Source organism: Bradyrhizobium cosmicum, from assembly GCF_007290395.2.
Lineage (GTDB): Bacteria > Pseudomonadota > Alphaproteobacteria > Rhizobiales > Xanthobacteraceae > Bradyrhizobium > Bradyrhizobium cosmicum.
This window is the reverse complement of record NZ_CP041656.2, coordinates 4,424,327-4,444,135: the sequence shown is the minus strand read 5'-3', so window position 1 is coordinate 4,444,135 and position 19,809 is coordinate 4,424,327. Positions and strand designations below refer to the sequence as shown.

Genomic DNA, 19,809 nt, shown 5'->3' with positions numbered 1-19,809 from the left:
GCACCGGAAACGCAGCAATGGAGCAGACAGATTGTCGCGGAAATGAAGGAGAATGCAGTCAGTTCGCGATCATCGCGATCGCCTGTCCTTCGGCCACGATGTCGTCGAGCTTGACCAGTAGCGATGTGATCGTGCCGCTCGCGGGCGACGACACAGGGATCTCCATCTTCATCGCTTCGACGACTACAATTTCATCGCCATCCGCAACAGTTCCTCCAACTTGCACGAGAGTTGCGCAGATGCGACCCGCGATCTCCGTGACGATCTTAATTTCTGGCATGCCATCGCCTTTTTGTTGTCGTTGCAAAATGCCTGAGGTAGCGTCGTCTGCAAGTGGAATTTAATTCCGCACAGCGGAACAATTGGTAGGGAACATGGGACGACGTTCGGAGCGGTTGAGTAGGCAAGGTGCGCTCGCTGGCGACGCCGGCGAGGGGGATGTCATTCAGGTTGTGTCGCGCGCGTTCGACGTGTTGCGATGCTTCGAGGGCCACGAGGCTCGACTCGGCAATCTCGAGATTTCAAATCGGTGCGGTCTGCCGCGCTCGACGGTGTCGCGGCTCACGCACACGCTGACGCGGATGGGACAGCTCGTCTATCTGCCGCGCGACCAGAAATATCGCATCGGCCCGAGTGCGGTGGCGATGAGCGCCTCGATGATGAAGGGCGCGCAGCTCCGCAGCATGATCCGCCAGCGGCTCCAGGAAGTCGCCGAGCAATTGCCTGGTACGGTCGGCTTCGTCGTGCCGGATCGGCTTCATCTCGTCTATCTCCAGTTCGCGCGCTCGGCCGCCGCGCTCGGCCTGCACGAGGGCACCGGCAGCCGCATTTCGATGGCCTCGACCGCGGCGGGCGCAGCCTACACGGCTGCTTTGTCGCCGGAAGTCGGCGATGCCTTCATCAACGACATGGAGCGGGATGCGCCCGAGGCCGCAAAAATCCTGCGGCCTCGCATCGAGGCTTACCGGCAGTCGCTGCGCGAGCGGGGCTATGTCGTGGCGTGCGGCCTGTGGAGCCCGCACATCAACGGGCTCGCGGTGCCGATCTGGTCGCCGCAGTACCAGACCTTCGTGGTCATCACGATCGGCCTTCTGGCGGCGATGTATGACGAGCAGCGTCTGCATGCCGAAGTCGCGCCGCTGATGGTCGAGCTCGGCCGCTCGCTCGGCAGCCTGATGGAAGGCGCGGAGGGCGACGTCTTCAACGCCCGTATCCCGCGCAAACCGGTCGCAATGGCCGTGCATAACAATAACAAGCCGATCAATTCGGAGGGAGTGAATGAACTGGAAGCCGGAACTCGACGAGCTCGCCCGGCGCGAAGCCTTCGCGCGGGAGATGGGCGGCGTTGACAAGGTCAAGCGTCAGCATGACCAGGGCCGACTGACTGTTCGGGAGCGTATCGACAAGCTGACTGACAGAGGCAGCTTTCACGAGATCGGTGCCGTCTCCGGCATCGGTGAATACGATTCCAGCGGCGAGCTGCAGAAACTGACGCCGGCGAACTGCGTGTTCGGCCGCGGGCGCGTCGATGGACGCACGGTGGTCGTGGTCGGCGACGATTTTACCGTGCGCGGCGGCTCGGCGGATGCGTCGATCTCGGCCAAGCCGCTGATGGCGGAGGAGATGGCGCACGATTTCCGCCTGCCGATCATCCGCATCATCGAAGGTTCCGGCGGCGGCGGCTCGGTCAAGACCATCGAAACCAAGGGCGCGGCGAATCTGCCGGGAGGCATCGGCGGCACCCGCTGGTATCGCTTCACGACAGAAAACCTGTCGCGCGTTCCAGTGGTGGCGCTCGGGCTCGGCTCGGTCGCGGGCCTTGGCGCCGCGCGTCTGGCCGCCAGCCACTATTCCATCATGACAAGGAAGTCCGCGATGTTCGTCGCGGGCCCGCCCGTGGTGAAGGCGCTGGGGCAGGACCTCACGAAGGAAGAACTGGGCGGCGCCGACATCCAGACCCGCGCCGGAGCGGTCGATCATGCCGTCGACACGGAAGAAGAGGCGTTCGCCTGCGCACGGCGTTTCCTCTCTTATCTGCCGTCATCGGTCTACGAGCTGCCACCGACTTTACCCTGCGCCGACAATCCCGAGCGCAGCGAAGAAGCGCTGATGAACGCGGTGCCGCGCAACCGCAAGCAGGTCTACAAGATCCGGCCGATCATCGAGCAGGTCGTCGACAAGGGCTCGTTCTTCGAGGTCGCCAAGAACTTCGGCAAGCCGCTCATCGTTGGTCTCGCCCGGCTCGAGGGCAGGGCGGTGATGGTGCTGGCCAGCGACAGTTTCCACTATGGCGGCTCATGGACCGCGGATGCCTGCCAGAAGGTGGTGCGCTGGGTCGACTTCGCCGAAACCTTCCATCTGCCGATCGTCTATCTCATGGACTGCCCCGGCTTCATGATCGGCCTCGATGCCGAGAAGGCCGGAACCATCCGCCACGGCGTCCGTGCCATGACCGCGGTGAATCAGACCACCGTGCCCTGGTGCACCGTGATCCTGCGCAACGCCTTCGGCGTCGCCGGCGTGGTGCATCAGCCTGCCGACCGGTTCTCGATCCGCTACGCCTGGCCGTCGGCCTATTGGGGCTCGCTGCCGCTCGAAGGCGGCATCGAAGCCGCCTACCGGGCCGACATTGATGCTGCCGAGGACAAGGCCGCCAAGCTGAAGGAGATCGAGGAGCGCCTCAACAAGCTGCGCTCGCCGTTCCGCTCGGCCGAAAAATTCTGGGTCGAGGAGATCATCGATCCCAGGAAGACGAGGTCGCTGCTGTGCGAGTTTGCGCGGCTCGCCGAGCCGCTGCGCAAGCCAGGGCCGCCGGAGAACATGACGATCAGGCCGTAGCTCGCTGTTACGGCGAGCTGCTGCCGTCGGCCTTCGACCCGATTGCGCCTGGGCCGTATTGATCCATCGCAACACCACGCGTCCAATTGTCTGCAAACGTCTCGCTCTTAAAAGGGAGAGACGTCATGACAAACGCGGGAAACGCACTGCTTTGGACAGGCATATTCTTTGGTCTGTCGTTTGCTTCGATCTTTGCGGTCTGGTTTGCCGAGCGGGTACGCGTAGGCGTTCGGAGCAAGCTGTAGCGCTTAGGCTCTGGCACCTGAAGCCTGCCGAGCAGCGCGGGGCCTGCGGCGACACAAAGCATCAATTCGGACAAGGTTGTCCGGCGGCTCCCCATAGAGCCATGTCCCTGACGTGATCCTCGAACGAACCCGGCGGTGTCGAGCGGCCTGCTCCGGGCGCCCATCCGCGAGGAATGAAGCCGTTCAATGACGCGTCGTGCCGCAGGTGTTCGACGAGACCGGCGGCATCGCGACCTCCATTGCGTTTGGGATCTTTCAGTTGCGCGCAGATCTCGGCGCCGCTCTTGCCGAACCAGATGAAAGCCACCGGGGCGAGCTGCCAGTCGATGCCGGCGCGCGGCGGCGCCGGCGCCGGCTCGTTCGCCTGCGTTGAGGTCATGTGACAGGTCGAGCAGGCGAGCTTCTCGGCGCCGATGCGGCTCTCTCCACCATGGATGTTCATGCCATGCACGCGAGGCTTGGTTTCGCCTGCCGGTGTCCATATCGGTATGGCTTTGGCATCGACGTGGCAGTTCGCGCAGCGCGGATGTGTCACCACCGCTTCGATTCGCTTCCAGGCCTCCAGCCCGTCGGCGCGACTGACGCTGCCCGGCGGTGGCGTCCCCTTGGTGGCCTCGTCCTTGGCTGCGACGATGCCGGTGAGTACCGCGACCGATGAAGCCGCGATGATGACCGCGATCAGAGACCTCGTCATGGCGCGCCTCACACGAAATCGATGAACTTGTTGAAGGGCATTTCGCGGATACGCTGGCCGGTCGCCGCGAAGATCGCATTGGCGAGCGCCGGTGCCGCAGGAGGGACGGGCGGCTCGCCGAGGCCTCTCACCTTTGGATCGTTCTCAAGCCCGCGAACTTCGATCACCGGGCACTGGTAGATCCGCATGGCTTCATGGTGGTTGTAGTTGGTCTGCTGCACCGCGCCGTTAGCGTAAGTGAGCTCGCAATTGATGGCATGGCCAAGCCCCCAGATGACGCCGCCCTGCACCTGGTTCTCGAAATTGACGGGGTCGATGACCTTGCCGACATCGACGGCGACCCAGACCTTGTCGATCCGGATGCCTCGCTCCGTCTTCGTCACTTCGACGACCTCGGCCGTCGGCGTCCCGAACGACTCGACGAAGGCAACACCGCGCCCGCGGCCGTTGCCAAGCGGCCCCTTCCAGTCCGACATCTCCGCAACCGTTTCCAGCACCTTGCGATAGTGTGGTACGGTGCACATCGTGATGCGCGCCTTCATGGGATCGAGACCCGCCGCATGGATCAGCTCGTCGATGAAGCTTTCGGTGAAGAAGCCCGAGGTCGAGGCGCCGACCGAGCGCCATGTGGTGCATGGCGACAGTCCTTGCGCCTCGTAGCTCGTGCCCCGGAAATTGGGGATGTCGTAATAAACGTTCCACAGACCTGCGGCCAATTGCCCGTCGGGATCCTTTGTTGGTGTGCCCGAACGCTCGAGCAGCCCCTTGAACGGAGCCGTTGAGGCAACTTGGAGGTCGGCCGCGACGATCCTGCTCTTGTCGACGCTGCCGCGGTGCCGGGCGATCGCAATCTGCCGTGGGATGTCCTGAAGGAAATCCTCCTCGCGCGAGAACACCAGCTTGATCGGCGTTCCCTTCATCTGACTGGCGATCTCGGCGAGAACGCGGACGTTCTCGTATTCGAGACGATGGCCAAAGCTTCCACCGGTCCATTGATTGTGGAAGGTGACTTGCTCCGGCTTGAGGCCGATCGCGGTTGCCGCGACATATTGCACGAAGCGGGGGCTCTGATGGCCGACCCAGATTTCCATTCCCTTGTCGGTGACGAGGCCGATCCCGTTCAGCGGCTCGAGCGGCTGATGTGCCACGTAAGGCGCGCGATATTCGGCCTCGACGAGCTTGCCCGTCTTCAGCGCGGCGTCGATATCGCCGATCTTCCGCCACTCCTTGCCGAGGAATTCAGGCTTGAAGGAGGATTCCAGCACCTTCCAATGATCGGCCTGCTCGGCGGGATAGGCCGAGGGCATCCACTCGCACATGACGGCGTCGGCCGCCTTCATGGCGTACCAGCTGTTGGTGGCGATCACGGCTATGCCAGTCTTGAGTTCGAGGACCTTCTTGACCCCGGGCATCGCGCGCGCCTTGCTGGCGTCATATGACTTCAGGGGCTGGCCCTTGCCGGGGTTCAGCTTGACGGCGGCGTACAGCATGCCCTCCATCTTCATGTCGATGCCGAACTTCAGCTCCCCCATGACCTTGTCGCGGATATCGAGGCGCGTCATCGGCTTGCCCAGCATGCGCCATTTCGACGGATCGCGCGGCTTGGCATCGAGCACCGGTGGAATCTTCGCGGCGTCCGCGCAGAGATCGACATAGGCGATCCTGGTGCCGTTGGGCAGGATCACGTGGCCCGATTGGGTACGCAGGTCGGCCACAGCGATACCCGAGCGTTTGGCGGCGGCAGCCTTCAGCGTCTCGCGTGCGACGGCGCCCGCCACGCGCAGCTTTTCATAAGTGTCCGGTAGCGTGCTCGAGCCGCCGGTCATCTGCAGGCCGGCCTGTCTCAGCCATTCGAGCATCTTGGCGCGCGCTTCCTCGGCGGCGGGACTTTGGTCCGCAGCCACGAACGGCGCGAGTTCGTCTGCAAAACCGGTGTTGAAATAGGCGGGACTGGGGCCGGCGAAGCGAACTTCGAACTGGTCGGGATCGAGGTCCATCTCCTCGGCGATCATGATCGGCTGGATCGAGCCGACACCCTGGCCGATATCGGCATGCTGGGCGATCAGCGTGATCTTGTCCGGGCTGATCTCGACCCAGGGATTGAAGGTCACGGAATTCGGCCCGAGGCCAGCGACCAACGGATTGTCACCGGCGGTGGCAGCCGCTTCAGCCGTGCCATAGGCGCCGAAGGCGATGCCGCCGGCGATGGCGGCGGAGCCGAAAACGAAGGCGCGTCGGGAGAGGTCCTGCATGTGGCCCATCTTACTTCTCCGCCATTTTCTTCGCGGCGGCGGCGTGGATCGCCGCGCGGATGCGCGGATAGGTGCCGCAGCGGCAGAGATTGCCGGACATCACCTGGTTGATCTCGTCGTCCGTCGGATTGGAGATCAGATCGAGCAACGAGATCGCCTGCATGATCTGGCCGGTCTGGCAGTAGCCGCATTGCGGCACCTGATGTTCGATCCAGGCCTGAATGACCGGGTTCTGCTCCTTTTTCTCCAGGCCTTCGAGCGTGACGACCGACTTGCCCGCGACCTCGCCGATATGGGCCTGGCAGGACCGCACGGCCATGCCGTCGATCTGGACGGTGCAGGTGCCGCATTGCGCGACCCCGCAGCCGTATTTGGGACTGGTGATGCCGAGCTCGTCGCGGAGGACCCAGAGCAGGGGCATCTCGGGAACGACATCGACTCGATGCCTGGTCCCATTGACGGTGAGTTCGATCATGTCGGTGCGTCCTTACCAATCGTCGTGCAGCAATCTAACGAGGTGAAGAAAGGCCTGCGGTTAAATGTGGTAAAAACGTACGGTCAAGACATGCGGAACCGGCGCGGCCTGGTAAGCACAGCAGGCACGCAATTATGTTCAGTCCATCCAGGGAGACTACGCGCGACCGGATGAGGCCTCGATCTCTAAACGATCGAGCAGGCGACGGGCTCTCGCGACGTCTTTGCCTGTGCCGTCCTGCGCAAACTGCCGGCAGATTGGATCAAGCATCGCTACGGCCGCAGAAGCAGCTCCGCTCTCCGTCCAGACATTGCCGAGGTCGGTCGCGGCGCGGAGCTGGAAGGAGAGGGCGCCTGACGCTTCCGCTGTCTGCACCGCGCTGATCAGGGCCTGCTCTCCGCGCGCGCGATCGCCCCGCTGAAGTTCGATACATCCGAGGACCCGGAGCAGCTCGGGCCGGCACCATGTCTCATCCAGTTGGTCCGCATGCGTGATGGCCGCCGCAATGCTCTCGCGCGCGAGCTCAATCCGGCCGCGCTCAAGCGCCGCTTCCGCGAGCATGCCGAGGTAGATCGGCGCGCGGATCAGGAATTTGCTGTCGAGGATCTCGTTGGCAGCGACGCGCATCTGCTCGACCGCATCCGCACTTCCGCGATGATGCCCTATCACAGCGCGGAAGAAGTGGCTGAGCGGCGCCCAACTCGCGAGGTTCCTCCGGTTGAGATTGTCGTCGAGCAGGTTGAGATGCTGCTCGGCCGTGTCGATATCGCCTCTCCAGATCGCAATCGGAATGGAGGCCAGGGCAAGAGCGTTGGACTGTGTCACCAGATGCTCGGTTGCGGCGGCGCCGTCGACGGCGGCTCTGGCAGCCTTGACGGCTTCGAGCGTATCCCCGCGTACCCATCCGACGAAGGCGAGCGAGACGCGGATCACCACGTAGGGATCGACTTGGAAACGAGATATGCGCGTGCGCTCCGCAGGACTGTCGTGCTGTCTGGCGAGCCGCTTCAGGGAGGCGTGGGCGCCGACGATATCGCCGCGATAGAACTGCGTCATGATGCGAAACCGCGCGCCTGAGGATGCGGCGGCGCTGTCCTTCGTCCGCTCGCTGATCGCATCGAAGCGATCGAGGCTCGCCAGAACGTCGCGGTGACGCCCGGCGAATGACTGGAGGACCGCAAGGCCCCATACCGCACGGAGCTGATAGTCCGCATCGCCCTTCAGCTCGGCCAGCCTCACGCTCTCGCGGCACGCACCTTCGGCCTCCGGATCGAGCCGTTCGGTGAAAGTCAGGCTTCGGGCGTGGGCAGTCGCCAGTTTCATCCGCACCTCGAGATCTGGATGAGCCGTCAGCTTGGCGGCGTCCAGCGCCGTGCGCACGCGTTGCCGGCATTCGGCCACCGACGAGAGTTCATCCCAGAGCGGGATCGCTGCGGCGGATAGTCGGAGGCCAGTCTCGACATCGCCATCCGCGCCGAAAGCCCAGTCGATCGCGTTGCGCAGGTCGTTGGCGTGCCGGCCGTAGGTCGTCATCCAGTCTTCCCGTGCCAGCCACGTCCATTCCGCCTCGGCACGTTCGAACAGGTCGAGCATATAGACGGCATGGCTCTCGCAGGCGCGCCTATGTTCACCTTCCGCACGCAGCCGCTCTGCAGCATAGGTTTTGGTCGTGTCGAGCAGCCTGTACGCAGCCTTGCCGCCCGAGAGTGTCTGCGAGACCAGCGACTTCGATGCGAGGTTGTCGAGGCAAGCGGCGGTCTCGCCCGGCGACGCGACGATGTCGCTGGTGATGCCGAGCACGTCCTCGGTCGTGAACAGTCCGGCGAACACGGACAGATGACGCAACAGTGAGGCCTCGGCCTCGGATAAAAGCCGATAACTCCAGTCCAGCGTCGCCTGCAGAGCCTGGTGTCGAAGCGGCGCGGTTCGCGGACCGTAGTTCAGGAGATCGAAACTGTCTTTAAGATGTCGCAACAGGGAAGCTGGATCGCAGCTCTTCAGCCGCGGCGCCGCAAGCTCGATCGCGAGGGGAATTCCATCCAGCCGCCGGCAGATATCGACGATGACGGAGACGTCGGAATCGCTCAGACCATAGCCTGCGGCCTCCTGCGCGCGTGTGACGAACAGCTCGACCGCCGGGAACGCCATGGCCTGTCGTCCGTCGAGGCCTACCTCATCCGAGGGACAGCGAAGCGGGGCAAGCCGGTATACATTCTCGGTCTTCGATCGAAACGGCTCGCGGCTGGTCGCGATGATACCGATCTCGGGCACCGCGAGATGCATGTGCTCGGCCACGAGCGCCGAGGTCGTCAGCACATGCTCGCAATTGTCCAAAATTAGCAGCATGTTTTTAGACCGCACGGCGTCGACGATCCCGACGAGCAGATCGATCACTCCGGCGGCGGATCCCAGGGCGGACGCGATGGCCGCGCACACCAACTGCGCATCATTAATCGCAGCGAGATCGACGAAGCAGACACCGTCATTGAAGCGTTCTGTCAGCTCCCGCGCGGCTGCGACGGCGAGGCTCGTCTTGCCGACGCCAGCGGGACCGACGATGGTGACAAAGCCGCGATCACACACGCGCCTGGTGACTTCGCCGACATCGTCTTCGCGCCCGATCAGCAGGTGTGACCCTTGCAGCTGCCGCTCCAAGCCGCCGCCGCCATGGGAGGGTGCTACCGACGAGGCAGACGCCGTCTCGAACCGCACAGGCGCGGCAAAGCGATAGCCGCGGCCGGGAACGGTGATGATGTAGGGGAGATCGGCCTTGTCCTGCGGCAGTGATCGGCGCAGGGCCGCGATATTCACCTTCAGATTGCTCTCATGCACGAATGTGTCGGGCCATGCGAACCGGATCAGATCGGCCTTGCTGACCAGTTCACCCTGCCGTTCGAGCAACACCTGAAGCAGATCGAGCGCGCGCGCCCCGACCCGAACCGGAGCCTGACCCCGCAGCAGCAATTGCCTCCGGGGAAAAAAACGATACTCGTCAAAAAGGTAAGCGCCTTCGCTGACCGGGCGCAAGGTTGCCTCCCAACACGTCCAATGCAGAGTCTATGGCATCGGGTGCGGTCTGGCCATGTTGCGTATCGGCGCGGCAGCGGATGCGTCGTGCGATTTGGCAAGTGCGGTCTGCTGCCCGTCAGAGTGGCAAAGAGCCAGCCCGTGCGGCCGCGAGGGACGGCCGATCTCGAGCCACTGGTTCGTGCCTGGCGCGGCCGGATAACGGACTGTGCGAAGCGATCCCGAACCTGGGCGCAAAGAAGGTTACGTTCCGGGGGCATCGATCATTGGGGCGGGATTTGGGCGTTCTTTTCGCTCGTGTGTCGGTGACCTCAATTTTGTTTCGGTTGCGCCGGATGCGCCCGAACGCCCGATCTGCGACGTTCAATCCGTGTTGGCCGCCACGTGCTCTTGCGAAGGATCCGTGATGCCCCCTTTCGGATGAGACGTGAAGGACAATTGCTATGTATGCGGGCGCCGGACTGTCGTTACGCGCTTCCCGGCACTGGCTTCTCGTACTGCTTGTTCTGGCGATTGTTTCATGTGGATCGTCGTCTGGGACGAACGCTGCGGACCCCAGATCCCTGAGACAAGGCGGCGCGATCGGCCAGTCCGATGCGAGGTTTGTGTCCCTCGGCGTGGGCAAATCGATGGTGATCGATCTTCCCCGCGACGTGAAGGATGTGCTGGTCGCAGACCCCAAGATCGCCAACGTCGTGCTTCGATCGGCGCAGCGCGCCTACATCATCGGTGCTGCTATCGGGCAAACCAACGTGGTGTTCTTCGATACCGCCGGCCAATCGATCGTCGCCTACGACATCGCCGTCAAGCGTGACCTGAACGGTGTTCGTGCCGCGCTGAAGCAGGCGCTTCCCGCGGCCAATGTCCAGATTGACGGCGTCGGCGATGGGGTCATCCTGACCGGCACCGTCGCGACGCCCCTCGAAGCCCAACAGGCCAACGATATTGCCTCCCGCCTGACGGGTGCGGCCGACAAGGTCGTCAACTCGATCGCGGTTCGGGGCCGTGACCAGGTCATGTTGAAAGTGACGGTCGCCGAGATCTCACGCGAGATCGTGAAGCAGCTTGGCGTCGATCTCAGCACCAGTCTCAGTTCAGGCACGTCGGTTGTAAGCCTCGCCAATTCGAACCCGTTCACGGCCTACGGCAAGAACCTCGTCGACGGCAACAACGTCACCCTGTCGGCCGGGGGAACGACGGCCACGCTGAGGGCGATGGAGAAGGCGGGCGTCGTACGCACCCTGGCGGAACCCACGCTGACAGCGATATCTGGAGAGGCCGCTACTTTCGTCTCTGGCGGCGAGTTTCCCGTGCCCGCTGGGTACTCCTGCGACCCGACAACCCATGTCTGCACGACCCAAATCAGCTTCAAGAAATTCGGAATGTCGTTGAGCTTCACGCCGGTCGTTCTGGCGGAAGGCCGCATCAGCCTGCACCTGATGACCGAGGTGTCGGACCTCTCGAACGAGAATTCGATCACCTTGTCCCAGGCGGTGAGCGACAACACGACCAACTCTCTGACCGTCCCGTCCATCAAGACGCGCCGGGCCGAGAGCACGCTCGAGATTCCCTCCGGCGGGTCCATGGCAATCGCCGGCCTGATTCAGGACCAGACCAAGCGAGCCGTGAATGGCTTGCCCGGGCTGATGCAGGTGCCGCTGCTGGGCGCGCTCTTCAGGAGTCAGGACTTTGTCAACAACCAGACCGAGCTCGTCGTTCTCGTGACGCCTTACCTCGTTCGCGCCGTGAGCCCGAGAGAGCTCTCGCGCCCGGATGACGGCTTCGTCGGCTCGAGCGATCCGCAAGCCAATCTCATTGGCAGCATCAATCGCCTTTACGGCCGAACAGGATCAACGGGGACCCGTCGCAGCGATATCGGCTTCATCACAGATTGACGCGCTGTCCATACGTCGCCCGGCAATGTTCAGGCAATCTCTGCAACATCTCTAAACATCTTCGTCAATATCCCGCGGCTGTTCGGGCATAGGGACGTGCGTGGACTCAATATCAGGATCGATGGAATGCTTTTTAAGTCTTCGGTGGTGCGCATGGGCATTGGTGCTGCGTGCCTCGCGCTCGTCGGCATCGGTCCGTTGCGCGCAGAGCCAGTGTTCGACGGTTTGGCCGGCGCATGGTTTGGCATCGGCATGATGAAGCCCTCGGACGGCCCACGCGAGAAGGTTCGCTGCAAGGTGGCTTACAACATCACCAGGCCCGGACGGTCGTTGACGCTGGACCTGCGCTGCGCGAGCGATGCGTACAAGATGGTCTTGTCCGCGAACATCGAGCAGAGCGGGACGGAGCTTTCCGGCAACTGGTTCGAGAGCGAATACCGGCAGGGCGGCAAGGTCTACGGCACGAACAGGGACGGCCTGATCGAGGCGCGAATTGAGGGAAACACCGTAGCTGCGCTGGTGACGATCCAGACCAGGAGCAACCATCAATCCTTCCTGATGGAAGCGCCGGGGTCCTGGATGTCGGAGGTCGCGATCGAGTTGAACAAGGAAGCGAAGTGATTTGGTTCATGCGCAACAATTCTTCATACGCAGCAATTCTTCTCCGCTTGGTGGAGAGGCATCGCAACCGCTATCGTTCCGTTCGGGCTCAGGAATTCCCAGATTCTCGCGCCTGAGGACCGTCGCCTCGGCCCCTGGACGTTGACACTCCCCGAGCAGCTGGCGGCGGTCCTCTCTCCGTCTCGGGCTCACTCCGATTTGTAACAGTTGATTGCTGAACAGGCTGAGGATGGCTTAAGCCACCACCGGCTTGGGCTGCCGCGAGATCGCGAGAACGATCAGCGCGGCGAACACGCAGAGCGCGCCAGCTACGAAGAAGGCGGGCAGGTAGCTCTGCAGCAGCGTCCGCGACAGGCCCGCGCCGAAAGCCGCAGTGCCCGCGCCGAGCTGATGGCCGGCGAAGATCCAGCCGAACACCAGATTGGCGCGCTCGGGTCCGAACTTCTGCGCCGTGAGGCGCACCGTCGGCGGCACCGTCGCGATCCAGTCGAGCCCGTAGAACATCGCGAACAGCGACAGCCCGTAGAACGAGAAATCGCTGAAGGGCAGGAAGAGCAGCGAGAGCCCGCGCAGGCCGTAGTACCAGAACAGCAGATAGCGATTGTCGTAGCGGTCCGACAGCCAGCCCGACATGATGGTGCCGAAGAAGTCGAAGATGCCCATGGCGGCGAGCAGGCTCGCGGCCTGCACCTGCGGGATGCCGAAATCGAGGCACATCGGGATCAAATGCACCTGGACGAGCCCGTTGGTCGAGGCGCCGCAGACGAAGAAGGTCGCGAACAGGATCCAGAACGCGCGCGACTTCGAGGCATCGCGCAGCGTGCCGAGCGCCACGCCCGTGATCGAGCCATGGTTGACCGGCGGCACGGGCAGGGGCTCGGTGCCTTCGTCACCGAACGGACGCAGGCCCACATCGCTCGGCCTGTCGCGCATTGCGAGCAAGACTGCAAGGGCGGACACGCCAAGCGCGATGCAGACGAAGCCGAGCGCCAGCCGCCAGCCGTAACGTTCGGTCAGGCTTGCGAGCAGCGGCAGGAAGACGAGCTGGCCGGTGGCGACGCTCGCGGTCAGGATGCCGACGACCAGGCCGCGCCGCGCCGCGAACCAGCGCGTCGCGATGGTCGCGCCCAGCACCAGCGCGGTCATGCCGGTGCCGATGCCGATCACCACGCCCCACAGCGCGACGAGTTGCCAGACCTCGGTCATGCCGAGTGAAAGCACGAGCGCCGAGACCACGATGAACTGCGCCGTGAGCGTGACGTTGCGCAAGCCGTAGCGGTTGAGCAGCGCCGCGGCGAACGGCGCCATCAGCCCGAACAGGATGAAGCGAATCGAGAGCGCGGAGGAAATCTGCGCCGTGCTCCAGCCGAACTCCTGCTGCAGGGGAACGATGAACACGCCGGGCGCACCGACCGTGCCCGCGCTGATCAGCGCGGTGAGGAAGGTCACGCCGACCATCACCCAGCCGTAATGGATATTGCGGCGGGAAAGCGCTGCCGCGAGCCAGTTCGAGATCATTGGGCCTCAATGTTTGATGGGCAGGTTTGGGAACACCTGCACGAGCTTGCATAATGCCACGGGGGCCATCTGTCTGAAATGACAGAGTTCCCTCGTTTTCAGACTTTCGCGGTCAATGCGCGAGACGCTCCACCGCGATTGCCGTGGCCTCGCCACCGCCGATGCAGAGCGCCGCAACGCCACGCTTGAGGTTCTGGGCCTCGAGCGCATGCAGCAGCGTCACGATCAGCCGCGCGCCGGTGGCGCCGATGGGGTGGCCGAGCGCGCAGGCGCCGCCGTTGATGTTCAGCTTGTCGCGGGGAATGCCGAGATCGCGCTGCGCCGCCATCGCCACCACGGCGAAGGCCTCGTTGATCTCGAACAGGTCGACGTCATCGGCGCTCCAGCCGACCTTGTCCAGCAGCTTGCGGATCGCCGGAATCGGCGCGGTGGTGAACCATTGCGGCTCCTGGCTGTGGGTGGCGTGGCCCTTGATCTCGGCCAGCGCGGGCAGGCCGTTGTGGTCCGCGAGCGAGCGCTTCGTCAGCACCAGCGCCGCGGCGCCGTCGGCGTTGGCGGAGGAGGCGGCCGGCGTGATGGTGCCATTGGCGCCGAACGCCGGTTTCAATCCGGGGATCTTGGCGGGATCGACCTTCAGCGGATGCTCATCATTGGCGACGATGCGCGGACCAGCCTTCTCCGTCAGCGTGATCGGCGCGATCTCGGCCTTGAACGCACCGCCCTCAACCGCCTTGCGCGCCCGGCTGAGCGTCTCCATCGCATAGGCGTCCTGGTCCTTGCGGGTGAACTGATAAGCTTCCGCGGTGGCCTCGCCGAAATCGCCCATGGAGCGGCCGGTCTCGTAGGCGTCCTCCAGGCCATCCATCATCATGTGGTCGATGATGCGGTCATGGCCGACGCGGTAGCCGCCGCGCGCTTTCGCCAGCAGATAAGGCGCGTTGCTCATGCTCTCCATGCCGCCAGAGACCACGATCCCGGCCGAGCCCGCGCGGATGATGTCGTGCGCCAGCATGGTCGCCTTCATGCCGGAGCCGCAGACCTTGTTGACGGTCGTGGCGCCAGTGGCGTCGGGAAGTCCTGCGGCCCGCGTGGCCTGCCGCGCCGGTGCCTGGCCCTGGCCGGCGGGAAGGACGCAGCCCATGAAGACCTCGTCGACCTTCTCGGGTGCGAGTTTTGCGCGCTCCAGCGCGGCCGCGATCACGTGGGAACCGAGCTTGTGCGCGGGAAGTGGCGACAATTCGCCCATGAAGCGTCCGAGCGGGGTGCGGGCGGCGGAGACGATGACGACGGAATCGGCGGCTTCGGCCATGACGAAACTTCCTGCGATGACGGGTAAGATTATGGTCATCATATGATGCGGCGCAAAAAATGCAACCTCGGCAGGGATGAGAAAATGTCGTGGGTCGGATGAGATTGTCGTCTGGTGGGAGGAGGTCCACCTACGGCACGCTGTCGTCACCCGCGAAAGCGGCTGATCCAGTATTCCAGAGGCCGTCGTGGGGTACGGAGAGGCCACGGCGTACTGGATGCCCCGCCTTCGCGGGGCATGACACCATCTTTGAGGGAACGCCTTCTACCGATCTACCGCTTCCGGTTCACGAACGCCTGCATCAGCCGCGTTGGCTCGTCCGTCAGGAACGATTCGCCGAACACCTTGACGCTGAGGTTCACCGACTCCGTCAGCGGCAGTTCCTCCCACTGCCGCAGCAGCGCCTTCTGCGAGCGCAGTGCTTCGGGGCCGCATTCGAGCAGTGCCTTTACGAGATGCTCGATCTCAGCATCCAGTCCGCCCTCCGGCGCGAGCTTGTCGACCAGGCCCCAGGCCAGCGCCGTCGGCGCGTCGATATTCTCGGCCGTCATCACCAGCCAGCGCGCGCGCGCCCAGCCGATCAGGCGCGGCAGCAGCGCGGCGTGGATCACCGAGGGAATGCCGACGCGCACCTCTGGCATGCCGAAATGCGCATCGTGCGCCGCAATCCGGAAGTCGCAGGCCGCCGCGACCTCCAGCCCGCCGCCGAGGCACCAGCCGGGCATGCGCGCGATCACGGGGGCGGGGAATTGCCGCACGGCTTCGCAGAGATCGCGCAGGCGGCTGATGAACGCTTCGGCGGATGTCTGGTCGAGCTTCACCATCTCCTTGATGTCGGCGCCGCCGATCATGCTCTTCTCGCTCTGGCCGCGCAGCACCACGACGCGAATGCTGCGGTCTGAGCCGAGCTGCTGCAGGCCCTCGCGGACCGCGTCGGTCACGGGCGAGCCGAGGATGTTGAGCGAGCCGGCGTTGCAGATCGCGACATGAACGACGCCGCGCGCATCGCGCGTCACGCCGCAGTGCTGATTGAGCATTTCCATGGTGGCATCTCGAAAGTTTCGTGGACAGGCGCGAGGCGCACCGGTCCGGATCACTTCCGGGCCGAAACGCCGGTCTTGTCAAGCAGGCAGGGGAGACGGAGTTGCCAGTGCGAAATCCGTGGCATAGTATGATATACATCATATAAAGAGGCGGCCATGATCAGTGACGATCAACTCGACTTGTTTTCGCCCGCGCAGCGGCGCGAGCGCATCGTGGACTGGCAGGTTCCCGCGCCGGTCGCCAGAGTGGCCATGGGGTTATCAGGCATGGACGCGATGCTGGGCATTCGCGACGGCCGTTTGCCGCCGCCGCCCTTCGCCAGGCTGATCGGCTTCACGATGGCCGTGGTCGAGCCGGGCCGGATCGTGATGGAGCTGGAGCCGCGCGAAGACCTCGAAAATACCATCGGCCTTTTGCACGGCGCGACCGCGGCGGCGCTGATCGATACCGCGATGGGCTGTGCGATTTCGACGCGGCTGGAGGCCGGGCAGTCGTCCGTGACACTCGACCTGAAAATGACCTTCCTGCGGCCGCTGTCGGTCCGGTCGGGGCTGATCTCGGCCGAAGGTAAAGTGATGAAGCTGGGCCGCCAGACCAGCTACACCGAGGGCTTCGTGCGCGACGGCAAGGGCTCGCTCGCAGTCCATGCAACTGCAACCTTTTCCATGATCGGCGTAACAACTTAATATGAATTAATGCACACGCCGGGCCGTTCCTGTGTTATGAAATGATCTTCGACATTCAATGAGACGTGCATGCGCTATTCCCGGGAACACAAGCAGGAAACCCACGACCGCATCGTGAAAAAGGCCTCGGTGCGGCTGCGGGAGAAGGGTGCCCACGGCATCGGCGTCGCCGACCTCATGAAGGAAGCGGGCCTGACCCATGGCGGCTTCTACGCGCATTTCGACTCGCGCGAGGCGCTGGTGATCGAGGCCTTTGGCTACGCCATGGACCGCTCGATGGAGCACTGGCGCAAGCAGTCCGATCAGGTCGCGCCCGAGAAGCAGCTCACCCAGATCGTCGAGACCTATCTGTCGACACTCCACCGCGACAATCCAGGCCATGGCTGCTCGATTCCCGCGCTGGGCGCGGAGATCGCGCGCGAGAGCCCGAAGACCCGCAAGGCCTTTGCCGGCAAGCTCGACGAGATGGTCGAGATGATGACCGACTTCATCCCGAACCTGCCGCGCAAGGCCGCGCGCAAGCAGGCGATCGCGACGCTGGCGACCATGGCCGGGACCATGCTGCTGGCGCGGATTGCCGGCTCGAGCGAGCTGTCGGACGAGGTGCTGAAGGCCGGCAAGGACAGCGCGCTCGAGGGTGCAAAGCGCGAGCCGAAGGTGACGGTGGCTAAGAAGGCGAAGCAGAGTTAGGCTTCACCTTCCCGCAAACAGCGCCCGGTCCCGCTCCACGATCTCACCGATGTAATCCGCCACCGCCCTGATCCGCGCCAGATCCTTGCTGTCGGCGTGCATCAGCATCCAGAACGTCCTTGTGATCGAGATCTCCTCGGGCAGCACCGCCATAAGCTGCGGATAATCGCTCGCCATGAAATGCGGCAGCACGGCGATGCCGAAGCCGGAAAGCGTGGCATTGAGCTGCGCGATCAGATTGGCGCTGCGGAAGCGCGCGGAAATCCGCGGCGAGACCTGCGGCAGATAGTCGAGTTCCGGCGTGAACAGCAGCTCCTCGATGTAGCCGACGAAGCGGTGCTGCGGCAGCACGTCGCGCGAGGTGATTTTCGGGGAGCGGTGGAGATAGGCGGGCGCCGCGTAAAGCCCGAGGCGGTAGTCGAGCAGCTTGCGGCCGACGATGCGGCCTTCCTTCGGCATGGTCAGGCTGATGGCGATGTCGGCCTCGCGCTTGGAGAGGCTGAACAGGCGGGCGGTGGCTACAAGTTGCAAATCGAGGTCCGGATAGCGGTCCGCGAACGGCGCCAGCCGCGGCGCCAGGAAGGCCGTGCCGAACCCGTCGGGCGCGCCGATCCGCACCGTGCCGGTCAGCCGCGCCACCGAGCCGCCGACCTGCTCCTGGTTGGCGACGATGGTCGATTCCATGGTTTCCGCGCTGTCGGCGACGCGCTGGCCGGCCTCGGTGAGGAGGTAGCCGGTCTTGCGCCGGTCAAACAGCTTGGCCGAGAGGTGCTTTTCCAGCCGGTCGACACGGCGGATCACCGTGGCATGGTCGACGCCGAGCTGCTTGGCTGCAGCCGACACCGACCCGCCCCGCACGATGGCCAGCACGAAGCGGAAGTCGTCCCAGTCGATGTGACCTTGATCCAGCATTTCCGCACATCTATGGTGCATTATCTCAGACTTGAATCCTATAAAATGCAGGTCGATAGGATTTGTCAAAGCGATCAGACCGGGATCTAAGGAGTTCATTCCATGCGCGCAGTCGGACATTTCATCGGTGGCAAGGAGGTCAAGGGCACCTCGGGCCGCACCGCCGACGTTTTCGAGCCGATGACCGGTGACGTTCAGGCCAAGGTGGCGCTGGCGTCCAAGGCCGAGGTCCGCGCCGCCGTCGAGAACGCGCGCGCCGCACAGCCGGAATGGGCCGCGACCAATCCGCAGCGCCGCGCCCGCGTGATGATGAAATTCGTCGAGCTGGTGCAGCGCGACTACGACAAGCTCGCCGAGCTGCTGGCGCGCGAGCACGGCAAGACCGTGCCGGACGCCAAGGGCGACATCCAGCGCGGCCTCGAGGTCGCGGAATTCGCCTGCGGCATCCCGCACCTGATGAAGGGCGAGTACACCGAAGGCGCCGGCCCCGGCATCGACATCTATTCCATGCGCCAGGCGCTCGGCGTCGTTGCCGGCATCACGCCTTTCAATTTTCCGGCGATGATCCCGATGTGGAAGTTTGCCCCCGCGATCGCCTGCGGCAACGCCTTCATCCTCAAGCCGTCGGAACGCGATCCCGGCGTGCCGATGATGCTGGCCGAGTTGATGATGGAGGCGGGCCTGCCGGCCGGCATCCTCAACGTCGTCAACGGCGACAAGGAAGCGGTCGACGCCATTCTGGACGATCCCGACATCAAGGCCGTCGGCTTCGTCGGCTCGACGCCGATCGCGCAGTACATCTATGAGCGCGCCGCCCAGACCGGCAAGCGTTGCCAGTGCTTTGGCGGCGCCAAGAACCACGCCATCATCATGCCGGACGCCGACATGGACCAGGCCGTCGATGCGCTGATCGGCGCCGGCTACGGCTCGGCCGGCGAGCGCTGCATGGCGGTCTCGGTTGCCGTTCCCGTCGGCAAGTCCACCGCCGACCGCCTGATGGAAAAGCTGATCCCGCGCGTCGAGTCGCTCAAGATCGGCACCTCGATCGATCCGTCGGCCGATTACGGTCCGCTGGTGACGCGCGAGGCGGTCGAGAAGGTCAAGGGCTACATCGACATCGGCATCAAGGAAGGCGCGACGCTTGCCGTCGACGGCCGCGGCTTCAAGATGCAGGGCTACGAGAACGGCTTCTATCTCGGCGGCTCGCTGTTCGACAACGTCACCAAGGACATGCGGATCTACAAGGAAGAGATCTTTGGCCCCGTGCTCTCGGTCGTGCGCGCGCACGACTACAAGGAAGCCCTGGCGCTGCCGTCCGAGCATGATTACGGTAACGGCGTTGCCATCTTCACCCGCGACGGCGACGCCGCGCGCGACTTCGCGGCCAAGGTCAATGTCGGCATGGTCGGCATCAACGTGCCGATCCCGGTGCCGATCGCCTATTACACCTTCGGCGGCTGGAAGAAGTCCGGCTTCGGCGATCTCAACCAGCACGGCCCGGACTCGGTCCGCTTCTACACCAAGACCAAGACGGTGACCTCGCGCTGGCCGTCCGGCGTCAAGGAAGGTGCGGAGTTCTCGATCCCGCTGATGAAGTGATCCT

At 64.1% G+C, this 19,809-nt stretch carries 16 protein-coding genes; 7 read left to right on the top strand and 9 right to left on the bottom strand.

Annotated features, from left to right (window positions below; translation table 11 throughout):
• Positions 1 to 58: 58 nt before the first annotated feature.
• The gene (locus FNV92_RS21475; protein ID WP_015686777.1) at positions 59 to 280 is read right to left on the bottom strand and encodes an acyl-CoA carboxylase biotin carboxyl carrier protein subunit; all 222 of its coding nucleotides are present in this window, start codon (positions 278 to 280) and stop codon (positions 59 to 61) included.
• 94 nt (positions 281 to 374) lie between these two features.
• Between FNV92_RS21475 and FNV92_RS21470 the strand changes: the two genes are divergently transcribed.
• Both FNV92_RS21470 and FNV92_RS21465 read left to right on the top strand, forming a co-directional pair.
• Positions 375 to 1,349: an IclR family transcriptional regulator gene (locus FNV92_RS21470; protein WP_041748382.1), complete on the top strand. Its 975-nt coding sequence runs from the start codon at positions 375 to 377 to the stop codon at positions 1,347 to 1,349.
• The gene (locus tag FNV92_RS21465) at positions 1,279 to 2,838 is read left to right on the top strand and encodes an acyl-CoA carboxylase subunit beta (protein ID WP_015686775.1); all 1,560 of its coding nucleotides are present in this window, start codon (positions 1,279 to 1,281) and stop codon (positions 2,836 to 2,838) included. The genes FNV92_RS21470 and FNV92_RS21465 overlap by 71 nt, the downstream gene beginning before the upstream one ends.
• Before the next feature lie 306 nt (positions 2,839 to 3,144).
• Here the strand turns inward: FNV92_RS21465 and FNV92_RS21460 are convergent, their stop codons facing one another.
• From FNV92_RS21460 to FNV92_RS21445, 4 genes are all read right to left on the bottom strand, one after another.
• Positions 3,145 to 3,777, bottom strand: coding sequence for a hypothetical protein (locus tag FNV92_RS21460; protein ID WP_143844671.1), 633 nt, complete (start codon positions 3,775 to 3,777; stop codon positions 3,145 to 3,147).
• Between the two features lie 8 nt (positions 3,778 to 3,785).
• On the bottom strand, positions 3,786 to 6,038 hold the full coding sequence (locus tag FNV92_RS21455) for a xanthine dehydrogenase family protein molybdopterin-binding subunit (RefSeq protein ID WP_143844672.1): 2,253 nt from the start codon (positions 6,036 to 6,038) through the stop codon (positions 3,786 to 3,788).
• Position 6,039: 1 nt separating this feature from the next.
• Complete coding sequence (locus tag FNV92_RS21450; protein WP_015686772.1) at positions 6,040 to 6,504, bottom strand: (2Fe-2S)-binding protein; 465 nt, start codon at positions 6,502 to 6,504, stop codon at positions 6,040 to 6,042.
• A gap of 156 nt (positions 6,505 to 6,660) precedes the next feature.
• Positions 6,661 to 9,531, bottom strand: coding sequence for an ATP-binding protein (locus FNV92_RS21445; RefSeq protein WP_143844673.1), 2,871 nt, complete (start codon positions 9,529 to 9,531; stop codon positions 6,661 to 6,663).
• 443 nt (positions 9,532 to 9,974) lie between these two features.
• Between FNV92_RS21445 and FNV92_RS21440 the strand changes: the two genes are divergently transcribed.
• Positions 9,975 to 11,426: a type II and III secretion system protein family protein gene (locus FNV92_RS21440; protein ID WP_143844674.1), complete on the top strand. Its 1,452-nt coding sequence runs from the start codon at positions 9,975 to 9,977 to the stop codon at positions 11,424 to 11,426.
• A gap of 126 nt (positions 11,427 to 11,552) precedes the next feature.
• Complete coding sequence (locus FNV92_RS21435; protein WP_143844675.1) at positions 11,553 to 12,047, top strand: hypothetical protein; 495 nt, start codon at positions 11,553 to 11,555, stop codon at positions 12,045 to 12,047.
• Between the two features lie 234 nt (positions 12,048 to 12,281).
• On the opposite strand, the gene FNV92_RS21430 is transcribed toward FNV92_RS21435, so the two are convergent.
• The 3 genes from FNV92_RS21430 to FNV92_RS21420 all read right to left on the bottom strand — a co-directional run bounded on the left by FNV92_RS21430 (position 12,282) and on the right by FNV92_RS21420 (position 15,917).
• The gene (locus FNV92_RS21430; RefSeq protein WP_143844676.1) at positions 12,282 to 13,565 is read right to left on the bottom strand and encodes an MFS transporter; all 1,284 of its coding nucleotides are present in this window, start codon (positions 13,563 to 13,565) and stop codon (positions 12,282 to 12,284) included.
• Between the two features lie 112 nt (positions 13,566 to 13,677).
• Complete coding sequence (locus tag FNV92_RS21425) at positions 13,678 to 14,874, bottom strand: acetyl-CoA C-acyltransferase (RefSeq protein WP_143844677.1); 1,197 nt, start codon at positions 14,872 to 14,874, stop codon at positions 13,678 to 13,680.
• 272 nt (positions 14,875 to 15,146) lie between these two features.
• Positions 15,147 to 15,917, bottom strand: coding sequence for an enoyl-CoA hydratase (locus FNV92_RS21420; protein WP_143844678.1), 771 nt, complete (start codon positions 15,915 to 15,917; stop codon positions 15,147 to 15,149).
• A gap of 156 nt (positions 15,918 to 16,073) precedes the next feature.
• Between FNV92_RS21420 and FNV92_RS21415 the strand changes: the two genes are divergently transcribed.
• A complete protein-coding gene (locus FNV92_RS21415) occupies positions 16,074 to 16,604 on the top strand; it encodes a PaaI family thioesterase (RefSeq protein WP_143844679.1) in 531 nt (176 codons plus the stop codon).
• Between the two features lie 69 nt (positions 16,605 to 16,673).
• Entirely contained in the window at positions 16,674 to 17,294 is a 621-nt protein-coding gene (locus FNV92_RS21410) for a TetR/AcrR family transcriptional regulator (RefSeq protein ID WP_143844680.1), read from the top strand.
• A 3-nt stretch (positions 17,295 to 17,297) separates the two neighbouring features.
• Here FNV92_RS21410 and FNV92_RS21405 read toward each other — a convergent pair whose 3' ends face one another.
• Positions 17,298 to 18,206 carry a LysR family transcriptional regulator gene (locus FNV92_RS21405; RefSeq protein WP_143844681.1) on the bottom strand — a complete coding sequence of 303 codons (909 nt, stop codon included), beginning with the start codon at positions 18,204 to 18,206 and terminating at the stop codon, positions 17,298 to 17,300.
• A 102-nt stretch (positions 18,207 to 18,308) separates the two neighbouring features.
• On the opposite strand from FNV92_RS21405, the gene FNV92_RS21400 reads away from it, so the two are divergent.
• Positions 18,309 to 19,805, top strand: coding sequence for a CoA-acylating methylmalonate-semialdehyde dehydrogenase (locus FNV92_RS21400; protein WP_143844682.1), 1,497 nt, complete (start codon positions 18,309 to 18,311; stop codon positions 19,803 to 19,805).
• Positions 19,806 to 19,809 lie beyond the last annotated feature (4 nt).